Annotated in this window: 18 protein-coding genes and 1 tRNA gene; 9 read left to right on the plus strand and 10 right to left on the minus strand. The window is 62.4% G+C overall.

All coding sequences use genetic code 11. The annotated features are described in order from the left end of the window. Positions 1-111 precede the first annotated feature (111 nt). Positions 112-2007, plus strand: coding sequence for an RNA polymerase sigma factor RpoD (gene rpoD, locus QLG02_RS21090; RefSeq protein ID WP_263642045.1), 1896 nt, complete (start codon positions 112-114; stop codon positions 2005-2007). Positions 2008-2201: 194 nt separating this feature from the next. Then, positions 2202-2278, plus strand: a tRNA-Ile gene (locus tag QLG02_RS21095). A gap of 456 nt (positions 2279-2734) precedes the next feature. Here QLG02_RS21095 and QLG02_RS21100 read toward each other — a convergent pair. The 5 genes from QLG02_RS21100 to purH all read right to left on the minus strand — a co-directional run bounded on the left by QLG02_RS21100 (position 2735) and on the right by purH (position 9752). Then, positions 2735-5311: an alpha amylase C-terminal domain-containing protein gene (locus QLG02_RS21100; RefSeq protein WP_282466049.1), complete on the minus strand. Its 2577-nt coding sequence runs from the start codon at positions 5309-5311 to the stop codon at positions 2735-2737. Between the two features lie 275 nt (positions 5312-5586). Continuing rightward, positions 5587-6141: a cytochrome b/b6 domain-containing protein gene (locus QLG02_RS21105; RefSeq protein ID WP_282466050.1), complete on the minus strand. Its 555-nt coding sequence runs from the start codon at positions 6139-6141 to the stop codon at positions 5587-5589. After that, positions 6122-6496 carry a cytochrome b562 gene (locus tag QLG02_RS21110; RefSeq protein ID WP_011704785.1) on the minus strand — a complete coding sequence of 125 codons (375 nt, stop codon included), beginning with the start codon at positions 6494-6496 and terminating at the stop codon, positions 6122-6124. Before QLG02_RS21110 ends, QLG02_RS21105 begins: the two co-directional genes overlap by 20 nt. Before the next feature lie 263 nt (positions 6497-6759). Next, on the minus strand, positions 6760-8049 hold the full coding sequence (purD, locus tag QLG02_RS21115; RefSeq protein WP_282466051.1) for a phosphoribosylamine--glycine ligase: 1290 nt from the start codon (positions 8047-8049) through the stop codon (positions 6760-6762). Between the two features lie 110 nt (positions 8050-8159). Next, positions 8160-9752, minus strand: a complete 1593-nt coding sequence (purH, locus tag QLG02_RS21120; protein ID WP_201354758.1) for a bifunctional phosphoribosylaminoimidazolecarboxamide formyltransferase/IMP cyclohydrolase — start codon at positions 9750-9752, stop codon at positions 8160-8162. A 411-nt stretch (positions 9753-10163) separates the two neighbouring features. Between purH and zntR the strand changes: the two genes are divergently transcribed. The 3 genes from zntR (at position 10164) to QLG02_RS21135 (ending at position 11473) form a co-directional block, all read left to right on the plus strand. Next, positions 10164-10601: a Zn(2+)-responsive transcriptional regulator gene (zntR, locus tag QLG02_RS21125; RefSeq protein ID WP_282466052.1), complete on the plus strand. Its 438-nt coding sequence runs from the start codon at positions 10164-10166 to the stop codon at positions 10599-10601. Continuing rightward, entirely contained in the window at positions 10591-11127 is a 537-nt protein-coding gene (locus tag QLG02_RS21130) for a dihydrofolate reductase family protein (RefSeq protein WP_282466053.1), read from the plus strand. The genes zntR and QLG02_RS21130 overlap by 11 nt, the downstream gene beginning before the upstream one ends. A 127-nt stretch (positions 11128-11254) precedes the next feature. Next, complete coding sequence (locus QLG02_RS21135) at positions 11255-11473, plus strand: ribosome alternative rescue factor ArfA (RefSeq protein WP_282466054.1); 219 nt, start codon at positions 11255-11257, stop codon at positions 11471-11473. A 116-nt stretch (positions 11474-11589) separates the two neighbouring features. On the opposite strand, the gene hemW is transcribed toward QLG02_RS21135, so the two are convergent. After that, on the minus strand, positions 11590-12735 hold the full coding sequence (hemW, locus tag QLG02_RS21140; protein WP_282466055.1) for a radical SAM family heme chaperone HemW: 1146 nt from the start codon (positions 12733-12735) through the stop codon (positions 11590-11592). Between the two features lie 78 nt (positions 12736-12813). Next, positions 12814-13410 carry an XTP/dITP diphosphatase gene (locus QLG02_RS21145; RefSeq protein ID WP_011704791.1) on the minus strand — a complete coding sequence of 199 codons (597 nt, stop codon included), beginning with the start codon at positions 13408-13410 and terminating at the stop codon, positions 12814-12816. Positions 13411-13632: 222 nt separating this feature from the next. On the opposite strand from QLG02_RS21145, the gene QLG02_RS21150 reads away from it, so the two are divergent. From QLG02_RS21150 to QLG02_RS21160, 3 genes are all read left to right on the plus strand, one after another. Further along, positions 13633-14796 carry a multidrug effflux MFS transporter gene (locus QLG02_RS21150; protein ID WP_024946189.1) on the plus strand — a complete coding sequence of 388 codons (1164 nt, stop codon included), beginning with the start codon at positions 13633-13635 and terminating at the stop codon, positions 14794-14796. A gap of 108 nt (positions 14797-14904) precedes the next feature. Further along, on the plus strand, positions 14905-15954 hold the full coding sequence (locus tag QLG02_RS21155; protein ID WP_282466056.1) for an oxidoreductase: 1050 nt from the start codon (positions 14905-14907) through the stop codon (positions 15952-15954). Positions 15955-16263: 309 nt separating this feature from the next. Then, positions 16264-16509 (plus strand): hypothetical protein, encoded by a 246-nt coding sequence (locus QLG02_RS21160; protein ID WP_005309486.1) that lies wholly within the window; start codon positions 16264-16266, stop codon positions 16507-16509. Between the two features lie 102 nt (positions 16510-16611). On the opposite strand, the gene rimJ is transcribed toward QLG02_RS21160, so the two are convergent. Together rimJ and QLG02_RS21170 are read right to left on the minus strand one after the other, a co-directional pair. Next, the gene (gene rimJ / locus QLG02_RS21165) at positions 16612-17163 is read right to left on the minus strand and encodes a ribosomal protein S5-alanine N-acetyltransferase (protein WP_282466057.1); all 552 of its coding nucleotides are present in this window, start codon (positions 17161-17163) and stop codon (positions 16612-16614) included. Next, complete coding sequence (locus tag QLG02_RS21170; protein WP_017410624.1) at positions 17163-17717, minus strand: GNAT family protein; 555 nt, start codon at positions 17715-17717, stop codon at positions 17163-17165. The genes rimJ and QLG02_RS21170 overlap by 1 nt, the downstream gene beginning before the upstream one ends. Positions 17718-18068: 351 nt before the next feature. Between QLG02_RS21170 and QLG02_RS21175 the strand changes: the two genes are divergently transcribed. Next, the gene (locus tag QLG02_RS21175; RefSeq protein WP_282466058.1) at positions 18069-19838 is read left to right on the plus strand and encodes a M4 family metallopeptidase; all 1770 of its coding nucleotides are present in this window, start codon (positions 18069-18071) and stop codon (positions 19836-19838) included. 51 nt (positions 19839-19889) lie between these two features. Here the strand turns inward: QLG02_RS21175 and QLG02_RS21180 are convergent, their stop codons facing one another. After that, on the minus strand, positions 19890-20789 hold the full coding sequence (locus QLG02_RS21180) for a LysR family transcriptional regulator (RefSeq protein WP_024946193.1): 900 nt from the start codon (positions 20787-20789) through the stop codon (positions 19890-19892). Between the last annotated feature and the right edge of the window lie 206 nt (positions 20790-20995).

The raw sequence follows: 20995 nt of genomic DNA on the forward strand, positions 1-20995 counted from the left end.
CGCCTGGCCCCGACAATACTGCGGGCAGGGGTTTCTCATGACCGACGCCGCAACCAGACATAGCATGTCTGGCGGTTTTCTATTAGAATTGGCTATTTGCGCAGCAGCGCACTGTACGCGCAACCTAGCAACACCAACCGGATGAGTTCTATGGAGCAAACCCCGCAGTCTCAGCTTAAACTCCTCGTTGCCAAAGGTAAAGAACAGGGCTACCTGACCTATGCCGAGGTGAACGATCACCTCCCGCAAGACATTGTCGACTCTGACCAGATCGAAGACATCATCCAGATGATCAACGACATGGGCATTCAAGTGGTGGAAAACGCCCCGGATGCCGATGACCTTATCATGGCTGAAGGTGGTACCGCCGATGAGGACGCTGCCGAAGCAGCAGCCCAGGCACTGGCATCTGTTGAATCCGAGATTGGTCGTACGACCGATCCCGTCCGCATGTACATGCGGGAAATGGGTACCGTCGAACTGTTGACTCGCGAAGGCGAAATCGACATCGCCAAGCGCATCGAAGACGGTATCAACCAGGTACAAAGCTCCGTCGCCGAGTACCCGGAAGCGATTACCTATCTGCTTGAGCAATACGACAAATACGAAGCGGAACAGCTGCGTCTGTCCGACATCATTTCCGGCTTCATCGATCCCAATGAGACCGATGACGTCGCCCCGACCGCTACTCACATCGGCTCCGAGCTCAGCGAAGAAGATCTGGCTGACGAAGATGAAGACGAAGATGAAGACGAAGACGGTGATGGTGATGACTCCGACGATGATGGCGACGGTGGCCCGGATCCGGAAGTCGCTCGCGAGAAGTTCGGTGATCTGCGCGCCCAGTACGAAGTAACTCGTCTCTCCATTCAGCAGAATGGTCGTGCGCACGAAGATACTCAGGCTGCGATTGCCCAGCTGGCCGATGTATTCCGTCAATTCCGCCTGATGCCCAAGCAGTTCGATCGCTTGGTCAACAACATGCGCGAGATGATGGAGCGAGTCCGCGTGCAGGAACGCATCATCATGAAACTCTGCGTTGAGCAGGCCAAGATGCCGAAGAAGACCTTCGTCGCGGCTTTCACCAACAACGAGTGCGAAACTGCCTGGTTTGAATACCAGAAGCAGGCCGGCAAGGCCTGGTCACCGCGTCTGGTCGAGATGGACGAAGATGTACTGCGCGCCATCGGCAAGCTTCAGCAGATCGAGGAAGAGACCGGTCTGTCCATCGCCCAGATCAAGGACATCAACCGTCGCATGAGTATCGGTGAGGCCAAGGCCCGCCGCGCCAAGAAAGAGATGGTCGAGGCCAACCTGCGTCTGGTTATCTCCATCGCCAAGAAGTACACCAACCGTGGTCTGCAGTTCCTGGATCTGATCCAGGAGGGCAACATCGGTCTGATGAAGGCGGTAGACAAGTTCGAATACCGTCGTGGCTACAAGTTCTCGACCTATGCAACCTGGTGGATCCGTCAGGCCATTACCCGATCCATCGCGGATCAGGCCCGTACCATCCGTATCCCGGTACACATGATCGAGACCATCAACAAGCTCAACCGTATCTCCCGTCAGATGCTGCAGGAGATGGGTCGTGAACCGAACCCGGAAGAGCTGGCCATGCGCATGGGCATGCCGGAAGACAAGATCCGCAAGGTATTGAAGATCGCCAAAGAGCCCATCTCCATGGAAACGCCCATCGGTGATGATGAAGATTCCCACTTGGGCGACTTCATCGAAGATACCACCCTGGCTCTGCCAGCGGATGCGGCCACCAGCGAGAGCCTGCGCAACGCCACCCGCGAAGTGCTGGCCGGCCTGACCGCCCGCGAGGCCAAGGTACTGCGCATGCGCTTCGGTATCGACATGAACACTGACCACACCCTCGAGGAAGTGGGCAAGCAGTTCGACGTTACCCGTGAGCGTATTCGTCAGATCGAAGCCAAGGCGCTGCGCAAGCTGCGCCACCCGAGCCGCTCCGAAGTACTGCGCAGCTTCCTGGACGAGTAATCCCGGACGGGTCTCCCCGTGACCGCTGCCAAAAAGCCCCGCCATGCGGGGCTTTGTTTTATCCGTGGTGACGGGGGCATGAAGATGAGTCACGGAACCGCTTGAATATGGATGAAATCTCGCCAAGTGGTTGATATGCCTATGGACGGGGTATCCGCCATCCCCTATAATCCACGCCGCAAACCAGTATCAATGGCCCCTTAGCTCAGTTGGTCAGAGCAGTCGACTCATAATCGATTGGTCGTGGGTTCAAGTCCCCCAGGGGCCACCATTTTCAGACAAAGCCGCTCTCTTGAGCGGCTTTGTCGTTTCTGTCGTTCACCGGCGCCGGCCCTGGGCATGCGCTCCATAGTGCGGCCTAGAGTGCGGCGTATAGTGCAATTCAAACAGCCAAAATCGAGCGAAAGTTTCTCACCGTGAGGCGTCACAGAGCCTCGCTGTGGCGGTTTTCTGCAAAATAAGGGATAGCCTGATCCTCCCGCCCGAGCCTGCCAGGCAGGCTTGTCATGTGATCATGCAGTTCGGCTTGTGTGTAGTGGGCTGCTCGCGCCTTTTCTCGGCGTTGAGGGATGGCATGGTTTGAGAGGAGCCTGGACATGGCGCCAGAGCATCAGCCTGCTGAGCGGCCGGCTGGACGCAGTGGCATGACGCCATAAAAAAGGCCTCCCGCCGATGGTGGGAGGCCTGGGTAAATGCTCCAGGGGCTGGTGACCGAGCGTATTGAGCCTTACTGGGCGTTCAGGCTGTAGGCCAGCGTCTGGTCGTTGAAGCGCACCACATAGGCACCGACTGCCGCCGTGGTGATGTCGGCGCCGGCCTGCTCGGCGACACCGTCCTTGTTGGTGTCGCCGTAGTTCTGGGTCCAGTCGCCCTTGACGTCGAACTTGAAGCGCTGAGCGCCGTTGCCATCGCCGCTACCGGTGAAGGTGACGCTGGCCTGCCAGAGGTGATCGCCTACCAGCGACATGGGGGTGGACTCCCAGTTGTTGGTGGTGCCGCGAATGTTGAGGCTGGCGAAGTTCTTCGCGTAGCCGACGCTGACCGGGGTCAGGCTGTATTGCAGGGTCTGATCGTTGAAGCGTACCCGATACTGGCCGGTGACCGAGGTCAGGATGTCACTGCCGGCCAGTTCGGCCACTCCATCCTTGTTGGTGTCACCATAGTTCTTGCTCCAGTCCCCCTTGACGTCGAACTTGAAGCGCTGGTTTGCCTGACCATCGAAGGTGACGAGAGCCTCCCACTGGTTGTCGGCGACCAGCGTCATGGCAAGGGAGCCCCAGGCATTGGGAGTGCCGCGGAAATTCAGGGTAGGCAGCACGCTGGCGTAGGTGCCGTTGTCGTCAATGACGGTCACGGTAGCGCTGGCACTGGCGGTCAACCCTTCTGCATCGGTCACGGTGACCGTCACGGTATGGGTGCCCGGGGTATCGAACCGGACCGTCTCCGTGGCGGCGGTGCCACCGCTGGACCAGCTGTAGCTCACCACGCCCCCGTCGTCGCGGGAGGCGGAGGCATCGAACACCACGCTCTCACCCACCTTGACGCTGAGGGTCTTGGGAGAGAGGGCGGCCACCGGCGCCTGGTTGCTGGTGAGGGGGGTGACCGTATAACGCAGATCGCTTTCGTTCAGGGTGATGCGGTAGGTGCCCGCTCCGCTGACCAGAATGTCCTTGCTGCTGCCCTTGTCGGCGATGCCATCCCCTTCGTTGTCTCCGTAGTTTTCGGCCCAGTTGCCGAAGACGTCGAACTTGAAGCGCTGGGCGCCGGTGGCGTCACCGTTGCCGGTCAGGGTGAGGGTGGCTGACCAGACACGGTTGGCATCGACGGTCATGGGGGTGTTGCCCCAGGCGTTGTGGGTACCGCGCAGGTTCATGCTGCTGAACTTGGTGCCCGGCAGGGCGGAACCACCGCAGGGGCTGGCCTTGGTGCAACCGGCGATGATGGCGGCCGCCTTCATGCCGGGCACATTCAGGCTGGCCTTGCCACTGCCGTCGACGGTGACATAGCCACCGCTGCAGTAGTCATTGCCGCCCAAGAGGTTGCAGTACTCGCCAGCCGGCAGGGCGGTCTGCAGCGAGGCCACCAGGCTGCCGCTCTCGTTGTTGATGGCGATGAAGCCCTTGTCACCGCGGCCGAAGGCGATCTGGTTGTTGCCGTTGTCCCACCAGTTGCTGACCGGCTGGCCTTCGGTCCGGTTGTGGAACAGGGCCATGTTCATGATGGTCGGCCGGCGCTGTTCGCAGTTCCACTTGCTGTCCGTACAAGGTGTGCTGCCCGGTGCCCCCTTGTCGGTTTCATAGGTGCTCATGTTTTCGAAGCGATAGCCCGACATCACCTGCTTCCAGCCATAGGGCCAGGCCATCATGAAGGTGTTGGCCAGATCGTAGCGAGCACCGCTCATGAAGGTGAGCATGCCGCCCCCGCCGTGGCCGCGTTCGCGGTCGTGGTTGACCACGAAGACGAAGGCCTTAGCGGAGGGGAGCAGGCCCCAGCTCTCGCCCAGCGTCTTGAGGTTCTTGATCTGGCCGTTGAAGTTGGCGGCCAGATCGGTGCCGTATTTGAAGTCGGTGACGGTATCGATGTAGGTGTAGCGACCCGGCTGGATGTCGGGAGACTCTCCACCTGCGCCGATCACCTCTAGGTAGGCCCTGGGGCTGCCCGCCTTGTCGAGGATGGCCTTCACATCGGTCGGGGCCATGTGCTTGGCCGCATCGATACGAAAGCCCGCCACGCCCCAGCCGAGCAGGGTCTTCATGTAGGTGGCGATCTGATCCTGCACGTAGGGAGAGCCGGTATTGAGGTCCGGCATGCCGTAGAGGGCGCCATTCCAGACGTTGTTGCTGTTGCCGTAGTTGGTGATGTCGCCGCTGTGGTGGAAGTCGTTGTAGCCGAACTGGGGATACTGGTATTGCCCCGCGTTGTAGCTGCCGCCACCGGTGGCGGTGCCTGAGCCCGATGCCAGCTGGTTGAAGACGGCGTCGGCATAGACCTTGACCCCGGCTGCGTTGCAGCGGGCGATCATGCTTCTGAGTTCCGCCTCGCTACCGCCGAAGCTGTTGAAATTCTTGAAGCTGACGGGTTGGTAGACGGTCCACCAGACCTGGCTGCCTTGCTTGTGCTCGGCCGGCGGGGTGATCTGGACGCCCCCGAACCCCTTGGGCCCGAGCACGGTTTCGCACTCGTTGGCGATGTCGTTGAACTTCCATTGGAACAGGTGAACCATGACACCTTCGGCGGTGGCAGTGTGGCTGAAAGAGCCGAGTGCCGCCGTCAGCAGGGCGGTTCGAAGCAGTGTGCTGTGCATGACGATTTTCCCTTCGATCTTGTTATTGACATATCACTGTCGTGTAGTCGAACGGACAACGAACAACCTCGTTCAGCTCAGTAGCATTCATGAAATCGCAGTGGTTGAAAATCAAACAGCCTGAATTAATTAAGAAATGTGAATGAAAATGCTTTCATGGCCCCTAGAGATGCAGGCTGCTGGAGAGAGGGAAAGAGCCGGGGACAGGCAGGTAGTGTGGGATCTGGGGAGTATGAAGAGAAATGAACAGGGGCCCTGCAGGGCCCCATGAGTATTCAGGCGTCGGATTCCTGCGGCAAGGCCCGGGCCTTGCCGCGGCGCCTTGGCAACATGCGTCTTACCAGATTGCTGCGCTGGCGCCAGGAGGTGAACAGGATGGCCAGCAGGTGCAGCGCTATCATGCCCTGCAGGGCCCAGGTACACCAAACGTGCCAGTCGTCCGCTCCCAGCTCGAACCCCATCTCGGTATTCTGGAACCAGCCGGTGCCGGCGGTGGCCAGGATCAGCAGCCAGAGTGTCCAGACCGCCAGCTTGCCGCTGCCGTGGTGACCGGGGGCCGGTGGCGTGCGCTCGCGCAGCTCCACCGCTTGCTGGCGAAAATCTTCCCGGCTTGGGATGAGGGCTCGCAACCGGGCATGGCCCTTGGCAAACGAGAGCCCCCACGCCAGGCGCAGGCTGATCAGGGCGATGGCCAGGTAACCCAGCCGCTCGTGCCACTCCTCGCCCGCCTCGTTGAGCCAGAGGTTGCCGATACAGATGGCCGCCACACCCCAGTGGGTGAGGCGGACCAGACTATCCCAGTGGAAGGGATCAGCCTTTTTGCTTGGCATATTTGTGGTACTCCTTCTTCAGGTCGTTGACCTTGGCCAGGTGCTCGCGCGCCTTGGCTTCGTCACCCGCCTTGAGGGCTGCCAGGCTGGCATCCAGCTCGGTCTGCACTTCGTTCATGCCTTCCAGGAACTTCTCTTTCTTGGCGGCCGGCATGTTCTTCTGCTTGGCGATGTCGAACTGCGCCTTCATCTCGTTGATGTATTTTTCCATGGTGGCGGCATCGTCGGCCTTGACCGCCTGCTTGTAGTTGAAGCCGATCTTCTTCATCGGCTGTTCCAGCTCACCGGCCATGGCGGGCAGGGTCATCAGGCCAAACATCAGGGGCAGCAACAGGGGGCGAACAGTTTTCAACATGGGATTTCCTTATTTAAACGACATGCTTATCGATCTTGTGTGGCTTCTTATGAACCCTTGTTTGGATTCATCACAGGCATGATGCCATGACAGTGCGTGAACTGTTTGTGAATATTGCTGTTTTTTGTCACAAAGGGTAACAGGGAAGGGGGAGATGTAAGGAAGTTGCTGAGTCAAGCGAACCTGGCCATTCGAGGCATCTGCCGGGCTGCGTGACCGCGAGATAACGCCAGATGAAGAAGGGCCCTTGCGGGCCCTGTTGATTACTGCTGCTGTTCACGCTCGATGGCGCGCCAGCCGATGTCGTGACGGTAGAAGACGCCGTCCCACTTGATGCGACCTGCCAGCTGATAGGCCCGATTTTGCGCCTCGGCCACGCTGTGACCGAGGGCAGTGGCGCACAGCACGCGGCCGCCGGCGGTCACCACGGTATCACCTTCCAGCTGCGAGCCGGCGTGGAATACCTTCTCGCCGCTCGCCTCTTCCACCGGCAGGCCGCTGATGGGCTTGCCCTGCTGGTAGTCGCCGGGGTAGCCGCCCGCCGCCAGCACCACGCCGATGGCGACGCGGGGGTCATAGATGGCTTCGACCTGATCCAGCTTGCCGGCGCAGGCGGCCAGGCAGAGCTCCACCAGATCGGAGCGCATGCGCAGCATGATGGGCTGGGTTTCGGGATCGCCGAAGCGGCAGTTGAACTCGATCACCTTGGGGTTGCCCTGGCCGTCGATCATCAGGCCGGCGTAGAGGAAACCGGTGTAGACGTTGCCCTCGGCCGCCATGCCGCGCACGGTCGGCATGATCACCTGCTCCATCACCTTGCGGTGCACGTCGGCCGTGACCACGGGGGCAGGGGAGTAGGCGCCCATGCCGCCGGTGTTGAGGCCGGTATCGCCATCTCCGACCCGTTTGTGATCCTGGCTGGTGGCCATCGGCAGCACATGCTCGCCGTCCACCATGACGATGAAGCTCGCCTCTTCCCCGTCCAGAAACTCCTCGATCACCACCCGGGCCCCGGCGTCGCCAAAGGCGTTGCCGGAGAGCATGTCGCGTACCGCCTCTTCCGCCTCGCTCAGGGTCATGGCAACGATGACCCCCTTGCCGGCGGCCAGGCCGTCAGCCTTGATGACGATGGGGGCGCCCTTCTCGCGCAGGTAGGCCAGCGCCGGCTCCACCTCGGTGAAGTTCTGGTACTCGGCGGTCGGGATGGCGTGGCGGGCCAGAAAATCCTTGGCAAACGCCTTGGAGCCTTCCAGCTGGGCGGCGGCCGCGGTCGGGCCGAAGATGGCCAGCCCCTCGGCGCGGAACGCATCGACCACCCCTTTCACCAGCGGTGCTTCCGGCCCGACGATGGTCAGACCGATGCGCTGCTCCTTGGCAAACGCCAGCAGGGCCGGGATGTCGGTGGCCGAGATGGCCACGTTCTCGATGCTCCCTTCATGGGCGGTGCCGGCATTGCCGGGGGCGACGAAGACCCGGGTCACCAGAGGGGATTGCTTGGCCTTCCAGGCCAGGGCGTGTTCACGGCCGCCGTTGCCAATGATCAGTACTTTCATCGTATCGCTCGCTTCTATTCGGGGTCACGGGCGGGCCTGGGGCCTGCGCCGGTGAAAATAGCCAGGTGAAAAGAGACAACAAAAGGGCCGCCGGCGGCGGCCCTGATCCATCAGTGACGGAAGTGGCGCATGTTGGTGAACAGCATGCACATGCCGTGTTCGTCGGCGGCGTCGATCACCTCCTGATCGCGCATCGAGCCACCGGGCTGGATGACGCAGGAGATGCCGGCGGCCGCTGCGGCGTCGATGCCATCGCGGAACGGGAAGAAGGCATCGGAGGCCATGACGGACCCCGCCACGGTCAGCCCTTCATCCTCGGCCTTGATGCCGGCGATCTTGGCCGAGTAGACGCGGCTCATCTGGCCGGCGCCGACGCCGATGGTCTGGCCGTCTTTGGCATAGACGATGGCGTTGGATTTGACGAACTTGGCCACCTTCCAGCAGAACAGCAGGTCGTTCAGTTCGGCCTCGGTGGGCTGACGCTTGCTGACCACGGTCAGATCCCCGAGCGTCACCATACCAAGGTCGCGCTCCTGCACCAGCAGGCCGCCATTGACGCGCTTGAAGTCAAAGCCTTGCGCCGGCGCGGTCCACTGACCGCACTCGAGCAGCCGCACGTTCTGCTTGGCGGCGACCGCGTCGCGGGCAGCCTGGCTGACGGTGGGGGCGATGATCACCTCGACGAACTGACGCTCGACGATGGCCTTGGCGGTGGCGCCATCCAGCTCACGGTTGAAGGCGATGATGCCGCCAAACGCGGAGGTGGGGTCGGTCTGCCAGGCGCGCTCGTAGGCACTCAGCAGGTCGCTGCCAATGGCCACGCCGCACGGATTGGCGTGCTTGACGATGACGCAGGCCGGCTGGTCGAACTCTTTGACGCACTCCAGTGCCGCGTCGGTGTCGGCGATGTTGTTGTAGGAGAGGGCCTTGCCCTGCAGCTGGATGGCGCTTGCCACCGAGCCCGGTGCTGCCTGCTCCTCGGCATAGAAGGCGGCGGCCTGGTGGCTGTTCTCGCCGTAGCGCATGTCCTGCTTCTTGATGAACTGGCTGTTGAAGGTGCGCGGGAAGCGGGACTCCTCGTCACCTTCCTTGTTGTCACCGTAGGAGGGAACCATGGTGCCGAAGTAGTTGGCGATCATGCCGTCGTAGGCGGCGGTGTGCTCGAAGGCGGCAATGGCCAGATCGAAACGGGTCGCCAGTTTCAGGCTGTTGCCGTTGCCATCCATCTCGCGGATGACGCGGTCATAGTCGGTGGCCTTGACCACGATGGCCACATCTTTGTGGTTCTTGGCGGCGGAGCGAACCATGGTCGGGCCGCCGATGTCGATGTTCTCGACTGCATCGGCCAGGGTACAACCGGGCTTGGCGACAGTTGCGGCGAAGGGATAGAGGTTGACCACGACCATGTCGATGGGGGAGATAGCGTGCTGAGCCATGATGGCGTCGTCTTGCTCGCGCCGGCCGAGAATGCCGCCGTGGACCTTGGGATGCAGGGTCTTGACCCGGCCATCCATCATTTCAGGGAATCCCGTGTAATCGGAGACCTCGGTCACCGGCAGACCGGCGTCGGCCAGCAGCTTGGCGGTACCGCCGGTGGAGAGCAGGGCCACGCCACGTTCGTTGAGTGCCTTGGCAAATTCCAGGATGCCAGTCTTGTCAGACACACTCAGCAGTGCACGGCGAATGGGTCGAGCTTGTTCCATCACACTATCGTCCTCAGCATAACGGGGACCGTTCCATGGGAGGCGAGGCTCAACACAGAGAGTCCCCAAATAAATGGAAGTGGGGGATTTCGCAAACCGCTCTCGCCTGAAAAACCTGCCGACAGGCAAAAGCGTTTTAGGAAATGCCCGCTTGACGCGACGCTCTCTTGTGGGCGCGTATTCTACACAAAAAATGTGACCCGTGGTGGATTTTTTAAAGTGACAAAGCCTTGTCCGGTGCGGTGTTAAACGTTTTCTGGTTGGTTTTTGTGAAACGTTTGTCTTTTCAGTCTCTTGATGGCAAAAGGGTGGCCGCGTCCCCTTTCCTGCTGCCGACTGGCAATCGACGGGCAAAGGGGCGATAGTGGGGGCCGGTTGTGGCTGTGTGGCAAATTGAACGGGAGAAAAGGCATGTATCGGATCGGGGAGCTGGCCAAGGCGTGCGGGGTGAAGGCGGATACCCTGCGTTTTTACGAGAAGAATGGTCTCATCTCGCCAGGCATTCGCAACGAGTCCGGCTATCGCCTCTATGGCGAGCAGGACAAGCGGCGGCTGGAGTTCATCATCCGCGCCAAGTCGGTGGGGTTCTCGCTGGCCGACATCGGCGAGCTGCTGGATCTCGATACCAACAAGGCCAAGGTCACCTGTCAGGAGGTGAAGGCGGTGGCCGACACCAAGCTCGAACAGGTGGAGCAGAAGATCGTCGAGCTGACCCGTTTTCGCGACAACCTGCGCGAGCTCTCCAACATCTGCTGCGGCGGCCCGCGCTCGGCGGAGCACTGCGCCATCCTGGAGACGCTGGAGTCCGGGGCCCCCTCCCGTCATGAGCACCACGACCATGATCACTGAGTTGCGCCGGCCCCGGGTATCCGCCTTTCTCGCCCTCTCCCTCGACGGCTTCATTGCCGGGGAGGGGGGCGATCTGGCCTGGCTTGAGCCCTACAACGGCGACTCCCAGGAAGATACCGGCTACAGCGCGCTGATGGCGAGCGTTGATACCCTGCTGATGGGACGCAACAGCTACGACACCGTGCTCGGCTTTCCCGAGTGGTTTTATGGCGACAAGCCGGTGGTGGTATTGACCCACAGACCCGCCGCTCCCCGTGAGCACGTCTCCTTCCGGCAGGGGGCGCTGGCGCAGGTGCTGGACGAGCTGTGGCAGGCAGGCAGCCGCCATCTTTATCTGGATGGCGGCGAGGTGGTCAGGCAGGGGCTGCAGGCCGCGCTGGTGGACGAGCTGATCCTGTTCTGGGTGCCGGTCACCCTGGGGGGCGGGGTACCGCTCTTTGCAGGGCCGCTGCCCTGCGCGCTGGTGCCGGTGTCGAGCACCGTACTACCGAGCGGGCTGGTGCGGGTCGTCTATCAACCGGCCTGAGGATCCCGCCAGCCCCCTTGCAGGCGGGCCGGGAGAGGCGCACAATCGGCACGTTTTTTCGCCGCCAGCCCCGGATCTGTGGTGGCTGGCGCGATGGGCAAACACACAACTGCATCAAGGAGCCGATATGGCCAAGAAGAAGGTGACCTTGGTCACCACCGAGCCCGCCTGCGAACATCAGCGCGGCATCATTCAGGACAACCACCTCAAGGCACTGGTGACCTCTCCCCTGTTCCAGGCCCGGGTCGAACCGAGCAAGAAAGGCAAGGGCAGCTATCAGCGCAAGGCCAAGCACGGCAAGCGGTGGGAGCCCGGTCAACAGCAGATGGTACGCGTCTGCTGCTGAGCGGGTTTCTGCCGCAAGGCATCAGCTAAAACAATCAGGGCGCCAATGGCGCCCTGATTGTTTCTCTATTCGTTGGTGCTGATTCACTCTCTTGCCGCAAGAGAGTGAATCCGTGCTCATTCGTCCATAAAGAGCTCGAGCAACACGTTGAGATAGCGATGGCCGAGGGGGGTGAGCTGCCAGCTGTCGCCGAGATCTTGGATCAGCTCCTTGCTCTGGGCGATGGTCAGCATGGTCTCTACCCGTTCCAGCGGCAGCCCGGTATAGGCCTCGAACTCCGCCTTGGGGGCCGGTTCAAACAATCTGAACCGGTTCATGAAGTACTCGAGCGGCAGATCGTCCGCACTCACCTGCCACTGCTCGTCCAGATAGGGGCGGCTCGGGTCCAGATACCCTTTCGGGTGCTTCACCTTGGCGGTGCGCAGGATCTGCTGGTTGGCGAGATCCGTCACCTTGCCGTGGGCGCCGCAGCCGATCCCCAGATAGTCGCCGAAGCGCCAGTAGTTGAGGTTGTGGCGGCACTGGTAGCCCGCCTTGGCATAGGCCGAGATCTCGTACTGCTGATAGCCGTGGGCGGTGAGCATAGAGTGGCCCTGCTCGTAGATGTCCCACAGGGTGTCATCCTCCGGCAGGGTGGGCGGCTTGGAGGCGAACGCCGTGTTCGGCTCTATGGTGAGCTGATACCAGGAGAGGTGCGGCGGTGCGCAGTCGATGGCCTGCTGCAGATCCGAGAGCGCGTCCGCCAGGCTCTGATCCGGCAGGCCGTGCATCAGATCCAGGTTGAAGGTGGGAAGCTTGATGGCGTGAGCCAGTGCAGCGGCCTTGCGCGCCTCTTCCGGGCCGTGAATGCGGCCGAGCCGGGTCAGCTTCTCCTGCTGGAAGCTCTGCACCCCGATGGAGATGCGGTTGATGCCGGCCCGCTGGAAGCCGGCGAACTTGTCCGCCTCCACCGTGCCCGGGTTGGCCTCCATGGTAATCTCGCAGTCCGCGGTGAGTTCGATGCGCGCGCGCACCCCGTCCAGCAGCACCTGCATGGCCTCCACGGAGAGCAGGCTCGGCGTGCCGCCACCGATAAAGATGGAGGAGAGGGGACGCCCCTGGGCCCAGTGCAGATCCTGATCCAGATCCTCCAGCAGGGCGGCCACGTACTCGAGGTGGGGCAGCTCTCCCTTCTGGGCGTGGGAGTTGAAGTCGCAGTAGGGGCACTTCTGGACACACCAGGGCACGTGAATATAGAGGGAGAGGGGCGGCAGTTGCAGCATGGGGTTTCCAGTGTTCAAAAAATCATCAGTGGTCGGGTTGCCCTTGTCGTCGATGACAACGCGGCGGGAGACAGCGCTTTAGTTGACCGCCGCCAGGGCCGCTTTGAGCTTGGCCAGCGCCTGGCCGCGATGGCTGAGCTGGTTCTTGAGCTCGGCCGGCATCTGGGCCGAGGTGCAGTCGTGATCGGGCACGAAGAACACCGGGTCATAGCCGAAGCCGTGCTGGCCGCGCGGCTCGTCGATGATCATCCCTTCCCAGCTGGCCTGGCAGATGATGGGGGTGGGATCGTCGGCGTGGCGCATGTAGACCAGCACGCACCAGAAACGGGCGCTCTTGAGATACTCGGGGGCGCCTTTCAGCTCGCCCAGCAGCTTGTCGATGTTGTCCTTGTCGCTGGCACCCTCACCGGCAAAGCGGGCGGAGTAGACGCCGGGACGGCCGTGCAGCAGATCCACTTCCAGGCCGGAGTCGTCGGCAACCGCCGGCAGGCCGGTGATGCGGGCGGCGTGGCGGGCCTTGATGATGGCATTCTCGACGAAGGTGGTGCCGGTCTCTTCGGCATCGGAGACCGCAAACTCGCTCTGTGGGATCACCTGGATCTTCATATCGGCCAGCATGGCGGCCAATTCCTTCACCTTTTTCTGGTTCCCTGTTGCCAGGACAAGCTTGTTCATCGAGCACCTCCGCAAAAATAATCTGCGCATTCTATGCGGGGCTGGCGCCCAGGAAAAGCGCCAATTGCCCTGGATCACCCTCGTCGGGGTCATGGCAAGATGTGAATAAAATGAATGTTTCCTGAATGGAATAACAGAAGTGATTAAATACCATTTCAATTCATTACTGTGAGCCAGTAGACTCGCGCCCCAATCTATTTTCCCCATGCCACGAGGTGACTGATGCCATTGATTCTTTTGCTTGTCCTACTGGTGCTGTTCAGTCCGCTGGCCATCGACATCTACCTGCCCGCCATCCCGCAGATGGCCGAGCAGCTGGGGGCCGAGGTGACCCTGATGCAGGGCACCATCACCTGGTTCCTGTTCAGCATGGGACTGGGGCAACTGCTGGTGGGGCCGCTGGCCGATCGCTACGGCCGCAAGCCCATCGCCCTTGGCGGCGTGCTGCTCTATGGTCTGAGCGCCCTGGGTGCCGGCTTTGCCGCGAGCCTGGGCGAGCTGATGCTGGCGCGGGTGCTGCAGGGTTTTGGCGCCTGTGCCACCTCGGTGGCCGCCTTCTCGGTGGTGCGTGACAGCTATGGCCCCAAGAAGAGCGGTCAGATGATCTCCTACCTGAACGGTGCCATCTGCTTTATTCCGGCGCTGGCCCCCTTGCTCGGTGGCTGGCTCACCGCCAAGGCGGGCTGGTCGGCCAACTTCTGGTTTATGGCCGGTTATGCGGTCATCGTCGGTAGCTGGCTGCTGTGGCGGATGCCGGAGACCCGTCCGGAAGAGACCAGCAGCAGCGGCCCGCTCATCAGTTGGTCGCGCTACAGCCCGGTGCTGCGCTCCCCGAGCTTCCTGTTCAACGCGACGCTGTGCATGCTGGCGATGGCGGTGATCCTGGCCTATGTCACCGCGGCGCCGGTGCAACTGATGGTGAAGCTGGGGCTGGACATGAGCGGCTTCAGCTACTGGTTCACCGCCAACGCGGCACTCAACATCCTGGCCTGCTTCCTGGCGCCCCGTTTCATCGCCAGGGTGGGGCCAAGACGCACCCTGCGCATCGGCCTGCTGGTGCTGCTGCTCTCCGCCATCGCCTTGACCCTGGCCATGCACATCGAGCATCCGCTGGCCATGATGGGGCCGGTGTTCCTCTCCAGCATCGGCTTTGCCATGATCCTGGGCGCCGCTGCCGGCATGGCGCTGGCACCGTTCGGCCACTGCGCCGGCACCGCCGCCGCCCTGCTCGGTCTGTTCCAGATGAGCGGCTCAGGTGCGCTGGTGGGCTTCATCGGTGTGCTGATGCACGATCCGCTCAGCCAGCTGGCGCTGCACATGTGGCTGCTGCTGCCCCCTTTGCTGATGCTGATGACCCGCCAGGGCCGGCGCTTGTGTTTGCAATAAATCCTGTGCTCTGATGGGCACACTCAGGGGGCCTTGGGCCCCCTTCTCTATTTGGCAGGCAAGGGTTTGCCTGCACCCCGTGACACAGCTACCCGTGGAGAAAACCGGATGAGCCACACAATCAATGCCGCCCTGGTGGGCTACGGCTTTGCAGGCCAAACCTTTCACGCCCCGTTTCTGACCAGCACGCCTGGGCTCTCCCTCGGCTGGGTGGTGAGCCGCGATGCCGCCAAGGTGCAGAGCGATCTGCCCGGTTGCCGGGTCGGTTCGCTGGCCGAGGTGCTGGCGGACCCGTCGGTCGACCTGGTGGTGATCGCCACCCCCAACGACACCCATGCCCCCATCGCCCGTGAGGCCCTGCTGGCCGGCAAGCACGTGGTGATCGACAAGCCGTTCGCCCTGGATCTGGCCGAGGCGAAGGCGCTGGTCGAGTTGGCGGAGAAGCAGCAGCGACTGCTCAGCATCTTCCACAACCGGCGCTGGGACGGTGATTTTCTCACCGTACGCCGCCTGCTGGCGGAAGGAGCGCTCGGTCAGGTTGCCCAGTTCGAATCCCACTTCGATCGCTATCGTCCCGAGGTGCGCCAGCGCTGGCGCGAGGCGGGCGGTCCGGGCTCTGGCCTCTGGTTCGATCTCGGCCCCCACATTCTCGATCAGTCGCTCCAGCTGTTCGGTCAGCCGGACTGGCTGCAGGCGGATCTGGCCCAGCAGCGCCCCGGTGCCCTGGCGGATGACTACTTCCACGTGGTGCTCGGCTATGGCGAGATGCGGGTCGTGCTGCACGGCAGTTGCCTGGTGTCGGCCACCATGCCGCGTTTCGTCATTCACGGCAGCGAGGGCTCCTTCATCAAGTTCGGTATGGATGTGCAGGAGGAGCAGCTCAAGCTCGGCAAGCGGCCGCCGGCGGCAGACTGGGGGGTGGACAAGGAACCCGGCCAGCTCAGCCGGATCCGCGACGGTCAGCTGCAGCAGCAGAGCGTGGTTGGCGAGGCGGGGGACTATGGCGCCTACTATCGCGGCGTCTGCGCCGCCATCCGTGGGGAGGGGGCGAACCCGGTGCCGGCCGGCGAGGCGCTGGCGGTGATGGCGCTGCTGGACCTGGCTCGCGACAGCGCCCGTGAGGGTAAACGGCTGGCTTGTCAGATCCTGTCTGATTGAGGCGCAGCCTGGACGTGGTTGCCGGCACAATGCAATAGCCGTTTATTGCCAGCAACCACGGGGCTTGCGGCGTTTTATTGTACAAAACCGCGCCGTTTACAGTGTTTTGTATTAATGTTTGTCGTTGTAGTAGTTCTTTTCATCCAGCCAACGAGAAAATATCATTGTGATACTCGTTTTCATTGGGCGCGTATGGGGATATATTTCGCGCGCCTCTTGGCTCCCGGCATATGGGTTTTTCACCGGGTGAAAGGACGCACTGTGATGGTTGTACCAACCATCTCTCCATATTTTTCTGAGGGTATGCACATGAACAAAGTACTGGTAGCCGGTATCCTGGGTCTGATGTTGACCGCTTGTGGTCAGAAAGAAGAAGCCGCCGCTCCGGCCGCTACTCCGGCCGCCGACGTTGCTGCAACTGTTGAGAAAGCCGCTAGCGAAGCCACCTCTACCGTAGAGAAGGCCGCTTCCGAAGCGACTGCAACCGTTGAGAAGGCTGCCGCTGACGTGGCCACCAAGGCGGAAGCCGCAGTGAGCGATGCCAAGGCCAACTAAGCCTGCACCTCATCTGAAGAACGGGCCCGAAGGCAACTTCGGGTCCGTTTTTTTATGTCCGTTCCCCGCCTTTGACGGGGTCCTCGCCGGCAAGAGAACCGGCTAGGGCGCGGGGTTGAGGCGCGCGGTGAGGATATGATCCTCCCAGCGGCCATTGATCATCAGGTAGTCTTTGGCGTACCCCTCCCGCTCGAAGCCGAGCCGCTCTAGCAGGGCGCCGCTGCGCAGATTCGACGGCATGTAGCCGGCCATGATGCGGTGCAGGCCGTGTTCCCGGAACAGGTAGTCGATGCCGGTCTCGACGATTTCCTGCATCAGCCCCTGTCCCTGGTGGGCCTGGTCGATGGCGTAACCCAGATGGCAGGCCTTGAAGGCGCCCATCAGGATGTTGGTGAAGTTGCAGGTGGCGATCACCTGCTCACCATGGGGATCGAGCGCCACCAGATGTACCCCGCTGCCATTGAAGAACTGGCCGTAGCTGTCGCGCAGCCGGCCGTGCCAGTGGCTCAGGGTGTAGAAGTTCTCGTCCCGGCTGGGCTCCCAGGGGGCGAGGTGGGCGCGGTTGCGCAGATAGAAATCCAGCATCAGATCGGCCCGCTCGGGGGGCAGTATGGTGAGCTGGCAGCGGGCCGTGCACAGGTGTGGCAGTGCCATCAGTGATCCCTCTGCCTGAGCCACTCATCGCGCAGCAGGCTGTAGTGAACGTGATCCACGATGCGGTCGGCCAGCCGCTCGGCACGACGGGTGATCCCCTCCTGCTGCATGCCGAGGCGCTCGCAGACGGCCCGGCTGGGCTCGTTGTCGGTGGCGGCGCTGATCTCCACCTTCTCCATCCCCATCTCCTCGAAGGCGTGATGGATCAGGGCCTGGCAGGCGCGGGTGATGATGCCGTTGCCCTGCCAGCGCTCGGCCAGCCAGTAGCCGATGCTGACCTTGGCCAGCGCCCGGTCGATCTGGTTGTAGCCGATGACGCCGACCACTTCCCCCTGATACTCGATGGCGGTGGTCAGCCCCTCGCCGCGGGCAAACTTCTCGATGGCGTGGCGGATGAAGGTGGCGCTGTCGGCGGGCTGCTGAATGTAGGGCGGCCAGGGCAGCCACTGGGTCAGGTAGTCACGGTTCTCCCGACACAGGGCAAAGAGTTCGCTGGCCATGTCGGGCTGCAGGAACAGCAGCGCCAGCTCGTCGTCCAGTTGCCATGAAAACATCCGCACCTCCCCTCCAGTCTGGGCCCGAAACGGGCCGTCGAACCGCCAATGTAGCCAATCAACCCCTTGTACGCCAAGGGTTTTCCATCTGTTCTTGCGCCCCGCCATCCCCATATGGAGGGGCGATTGGTGATGGTCAGAAAGCGCCTGGCCATTGTTCGGCTTTTTTTGGTGTTATTCGCCATTTTGATCTCTTATCACGCTACCAAACAGGGGCAACAGCAGATCCTGCTATGGGTTTGTGCTGCTCTGTCACATATGACAGGCAGCAATCTTGAACGTGCCAACTAGTGTAGGAGCGCCGGGCAACGGACCCGACGTGTAATCTTCATCGACTTAAGGAAAAGACGGATGAACAAAGTCTATTTGGCCGTGGTATTGGCCTGCTGGGGAAGCGCAGCGCTGGCTGCAGAACAGGTGGATGTGCATCAGGTAGCGGGCATTCAGGGGGTGCCGAGCGGCGCTGCCGGGGTGAGCGCGCTGGCAGGGGATGGCGAGTTTCGTCAGGTGCGGGCGGTCAAGCTGCCCAACGGTCAGCAGCGGGTGCGCTATGAGCAGACCTGGCACGGCATCCCGGTCTGGGGCCAGGTGCTGGTGGCCGAGCAGTCCCTCGGCGGGCAGATCAGCCAGGTCTCCGGCCAGCTCCTGCGCCAGATCGATGCCGACGTGGCCAGCCCGACCGCCGCCCTGTCGCCGGCCGATGCCGCCAGCAAGGCGCGGGCCGGGGCCAAGGGCAGCAACGAGCGGGTCAAGCTGTTCGTGATGCAGGATGAGGCCGGTCAGGCCCGCCTGGTCTATCTGGTCTCCTGGCTGGCGGCGAGCGATGAGCCGAGCCGCCCCTTCGTGGTGATCGATGCCCAGAACGGCAGCGAGCTCAAGCGCTGGGAAGGGATCAACCACAAGGACGCCACCGGCCCGGGTGGCAACGTCAAGACCGGCAAGTATTTCTACGGCGCCGACTTCGGTCCGCTGCTGGTGGACGACAACTGCCGGATGACCAGCCCGAACGTGGACACCCTCAACATGAATCACGCCACCACGGGCGGCGCCATTCATCAGTTCACCTGCCCGGAGAACACGGTCAAGGAGATCAACGGCGCCTACTCGCCGCTCAACGACGCCCACTACTTCGGCAACGTGGTGTTCGACATGTACCGCAACTGGTACAACACGGCGCCGCTGACCTTCAAGCTGAAGATGCGGGTGCACTACAGCCGCAACTACGAGAATGCCTTCTGGGACGGCAGCCAGATGACCTTCGGTGACGGCGCCACCACCTTCTACCCGCTGGTGAGCCTGGACGTGGCGGCCCACGAGGTGAGCCACGGCTTTACCGAGCAGAACTCCGGGCTGGTCTACTCCGGTCAGTCCGGCGGCATCAACGAGGCCTTCTCCGACATGGCGGGGGAAGCGGCCGAGAACTTCATGAAGGGCAGCAACGACTGGCTGGTGGGCGCCCAGATCTTCAAGGGCAACGGCTCGCTGCGCTACTTCGAGGATCCGACCCGGGACGGCAGCTCCATCGGCCATGCCAGCGACTACTACGATGGCATCGACGTGCACCACAGCTCAGGTGTCTACAACCGCGCCTTCTACCTGCTGGCCAACACCAGCGGCTGGAATACCCGCAAGGCCTTTGAAGTATTCGTGCTGGCCAACCGTCTCTACTGGGGCGCCAACACCACCTTCGATCAGGGCGCCTGCGGCGTGACCAAGGCGGCTACCGATCTGGGCTACAGCGTGACCGACGTGGCGGCGGCCTTTACCACCGTGGGGGTCAATGCCACCTGTGGCGGCACCACGCCGCAACCGGGCAGAGTGCTGCAAAACGGGGTGCCGGTGAGCGGTCTCTCCGCCGCCAAGGGGGGCAAGTTGAATTTCACCATCGACGTGCCGGCCGGCAAGAGCCAGCTGGTGATCGCCAGCAGCGGCGGTACCGGCGATGCGGATCTGTATGTGAAGTTCGGCAGCGTGCCGACCAGCAGCAGCTATGACTGCCGCCCCTACAAGAGCGGCAACGCCGAGACCTGCACCCTGAACTCGCCCAAGGCGGGGACCTGGAACGTGCAGCTGAGCGCCTACAGCGCCTTCTCTGGGGTGACCCTCAAGGCCAGCTACTGAGCCTGAGTCACCGTAATAGAGATAGAGCGCCGGACTTGTCCGGCGCTTTTTTTATGCGGATTTGCCCGCCCAGCGCCGGGCCAGGGTACGGGCGGCCTCCAGCACCCGCTCCTTGGCGGGATTGGGCCGTTTGCCGCTGCGCCAGGCCATCATCACGTCCCAGTGATCCGGCGGCAGATCCACCACGTCCAGCTGCACCAGCCGGCCGAACTCCAGATCCCGGGCGATGGCGAGCGCCGGCATCAGGGTGATGAAGCCGTGCTCCAGCGCCAGCTCCCGCGCCGCGCTGGCGGGCTGGATGGCGTGCAGTGGGCTCGCCACCTGGCGCAGCAGGCGCAGCTGCAAGATCAGCTCGTCGCAGCCGGTGCCCCACTGCTGGGGGGCCAGCCGCTCGTTGGCGATGTCCTGCAGGGTCAGGCCCTGCCGCCCGGCCAGCGGATGGGTGGCGCAGGCCACGGCGATGATGGGTGAGCGATAGAGCAGCTCGAGCTGGATGCCGGCGATGGCTGGGCACTTGAGGATGAAGCCGACGTCGGTCTCGCCGGTCAGCAGCTCCTGCATGATGATGCCGGAGTGATCCGTGTTGCAGCGGATCTCGAAGGTCTCGTCGACCAGTGCCAGCAGCAGGGGGCCGAACACCACGGTCGTCAGGGAGGGCAGGCAGGCGAGCCGGATGCGCGGCAGCGCCGGTGCTCCCTGCATTGCCAGGCGACCCCCTTCCAGCGCACTCAGTGCCGCACTCGCGGCGGGCAGGAACTGCTCGCAGGCCGGGGTGGGGGTGGCGCCGCGCCGGTGGCGACGAAACAGGGGCTGGCCCAGATCCTGTTCCAGCACGGCGATCCGCTGGCTCACCATGGGTTGTGACCAGCCGCGCACGGCGGCCGCCTTGCTGAAGCTGCCGCGATTGACCACATCCAGCAGCAATTGCAGATCGTCGAGGGTCATAGCCATAACATAATCCAATATAAAATATAGCCAGTTGTTGGCTACCACTATATCTGGCGTCCTTCCAGAATAGCAGTATCAATCGTTGTGCTTTGGCATATTGCCATATCGGTTCAGGGGCTTGTTGCACCTTGAGCCCGTTTGGTGACGGCGTCATTCGGGCGATGAGACGAATTAATCGGAATGTCATCAGAAAGCAGGGGACGGGTAGT

It is taken from the genome of Aeromonas sp. V90_14 (assembly GCF_029967615.1).
Lineage (GTDB): Bacteria > Pseudomonadota > Gammaproteobacteria > Enterobacterales > Aeromonadaceae > Aeromonas > Aeromonas hydrophila.

Bases quoted from the DNA above. Each gene is read 5' to 3' on its own strand.
- QLG02_RS21150 (WP_024946189.1), top strand. From the start codon at position 13,633: ATGCCATTGATTCTTTTGCTTGTCCTACTGGTGCTGTTCAGTCCGCTG.
- QLG02_RS21145 (WP_011704791.1), bottom strand. From the start codon at position 13,410: ATGAACAAGCTTGTCCTGGCAACAGGGAACCAGAAAAAGGTGAAGGAA.
- QLG02_RS21135 (WP_282466054.1), top strand. From the start codon at position 11,255: ATGGCCAAGAAGAAGGTGACCTTGGTCACCACCGAGCCCGCCTGCGAA.
- QLG02_RS21170 (WP_017410624.1), bottom strand. From the start codon at position 17,717: ATGTTTTCATGGCAACTGGACGACGAGCTGGCGCTGCTGTTCCTGCAG.
- QLG02_RS21160 (WP_005309486.1), top strand. From the start codon at position 16,264: ATGAACAAAGTACTGGTAGCCGGTATCCTGGGTCTGATGTTGACCGCT.
- QLG02_RS21105 (WP_282466050.1), bottom strand. From the start codon at position 6,141: ATGCCAAGCAAAAAGGCTGATCCCTTCCACTGGGATAGTCTGGTCCGC.
- QLG02_RS21110 (WP_011704785.1), bottom strand. From the start codon at position 6,496: ATGTTGAAAACTGTTCGCCCCCTGTTGCTGCCCCTGATGTTTGGCCTG.
- QLG02_RS21180 (WP_024946193.1), bottom strand. From the start codon at position 20,789: ATGGCTATGACCCTCGACGATCTGCAATTGCTGCTGGATGTGGTCAAT.
- purH (WP_201354758.1), bottom strand. From the start codon at position 9,752: ATGGAACAAGCTCGACCCATTCGCCGTGCACTGCTGAGTGTGTCTGAC.
- purD (WP_282466051.1), bottom strand. From the start codon at position 8,049: ATGAAAGTACTGATCATTGGCAACGGCGGCCGTGAACACGCCCTGGCC.
- rimJ (WP_282466057.1), bottom strand. From the start codon at position 17,163: ATGGCACTGCCACACCTGTGCACGGCCCGCTGCCAGCTCACCATACTG.
- QLG02_RS21175 (WP_282466058.1), top strand. From the start codon at position 18,069: ATGAACAAAGTCTATTTGGCCGTGGTATTGGCCTGCTGGGGAAGCGCA.
- QLG02_RS21155 (WP_282466056.1), top strand. From the start codon at position 14,905: ATGAGCCACACAATCAATGCCGCCCTGGTGGGCTACGGCTTTGCAGGC.
- zntR (WP_282466052.1), top strand. From the start codon at position 10,164: ATGTATCGGATCGGGGAGCTGGCCAAGGCGTGCGGGGTGAAGGCGGAT.
- QLG02_RS21130 (WP_282466053.1), top strand. From the start codon at position 10,591: ATGATCACTGAGTTGCGCCGGCCCCGGGTATCCGCCTTTCTCGCCCTC.
- hemW (WP_282466055.1), bottom strand. From the start codon at position 12,735: ATGCTGCAACTGCCGCCCCTCTCCCTCTATATTCACGTGCCCTGGTGT.
- QLG02_RS21100 (WP_282466049.1), bottom strand. From the start codon at position 5,311: ATGCACAGCACACTGCTTCGAACCGCCCTGCTGACGGCGGCACTCGGC.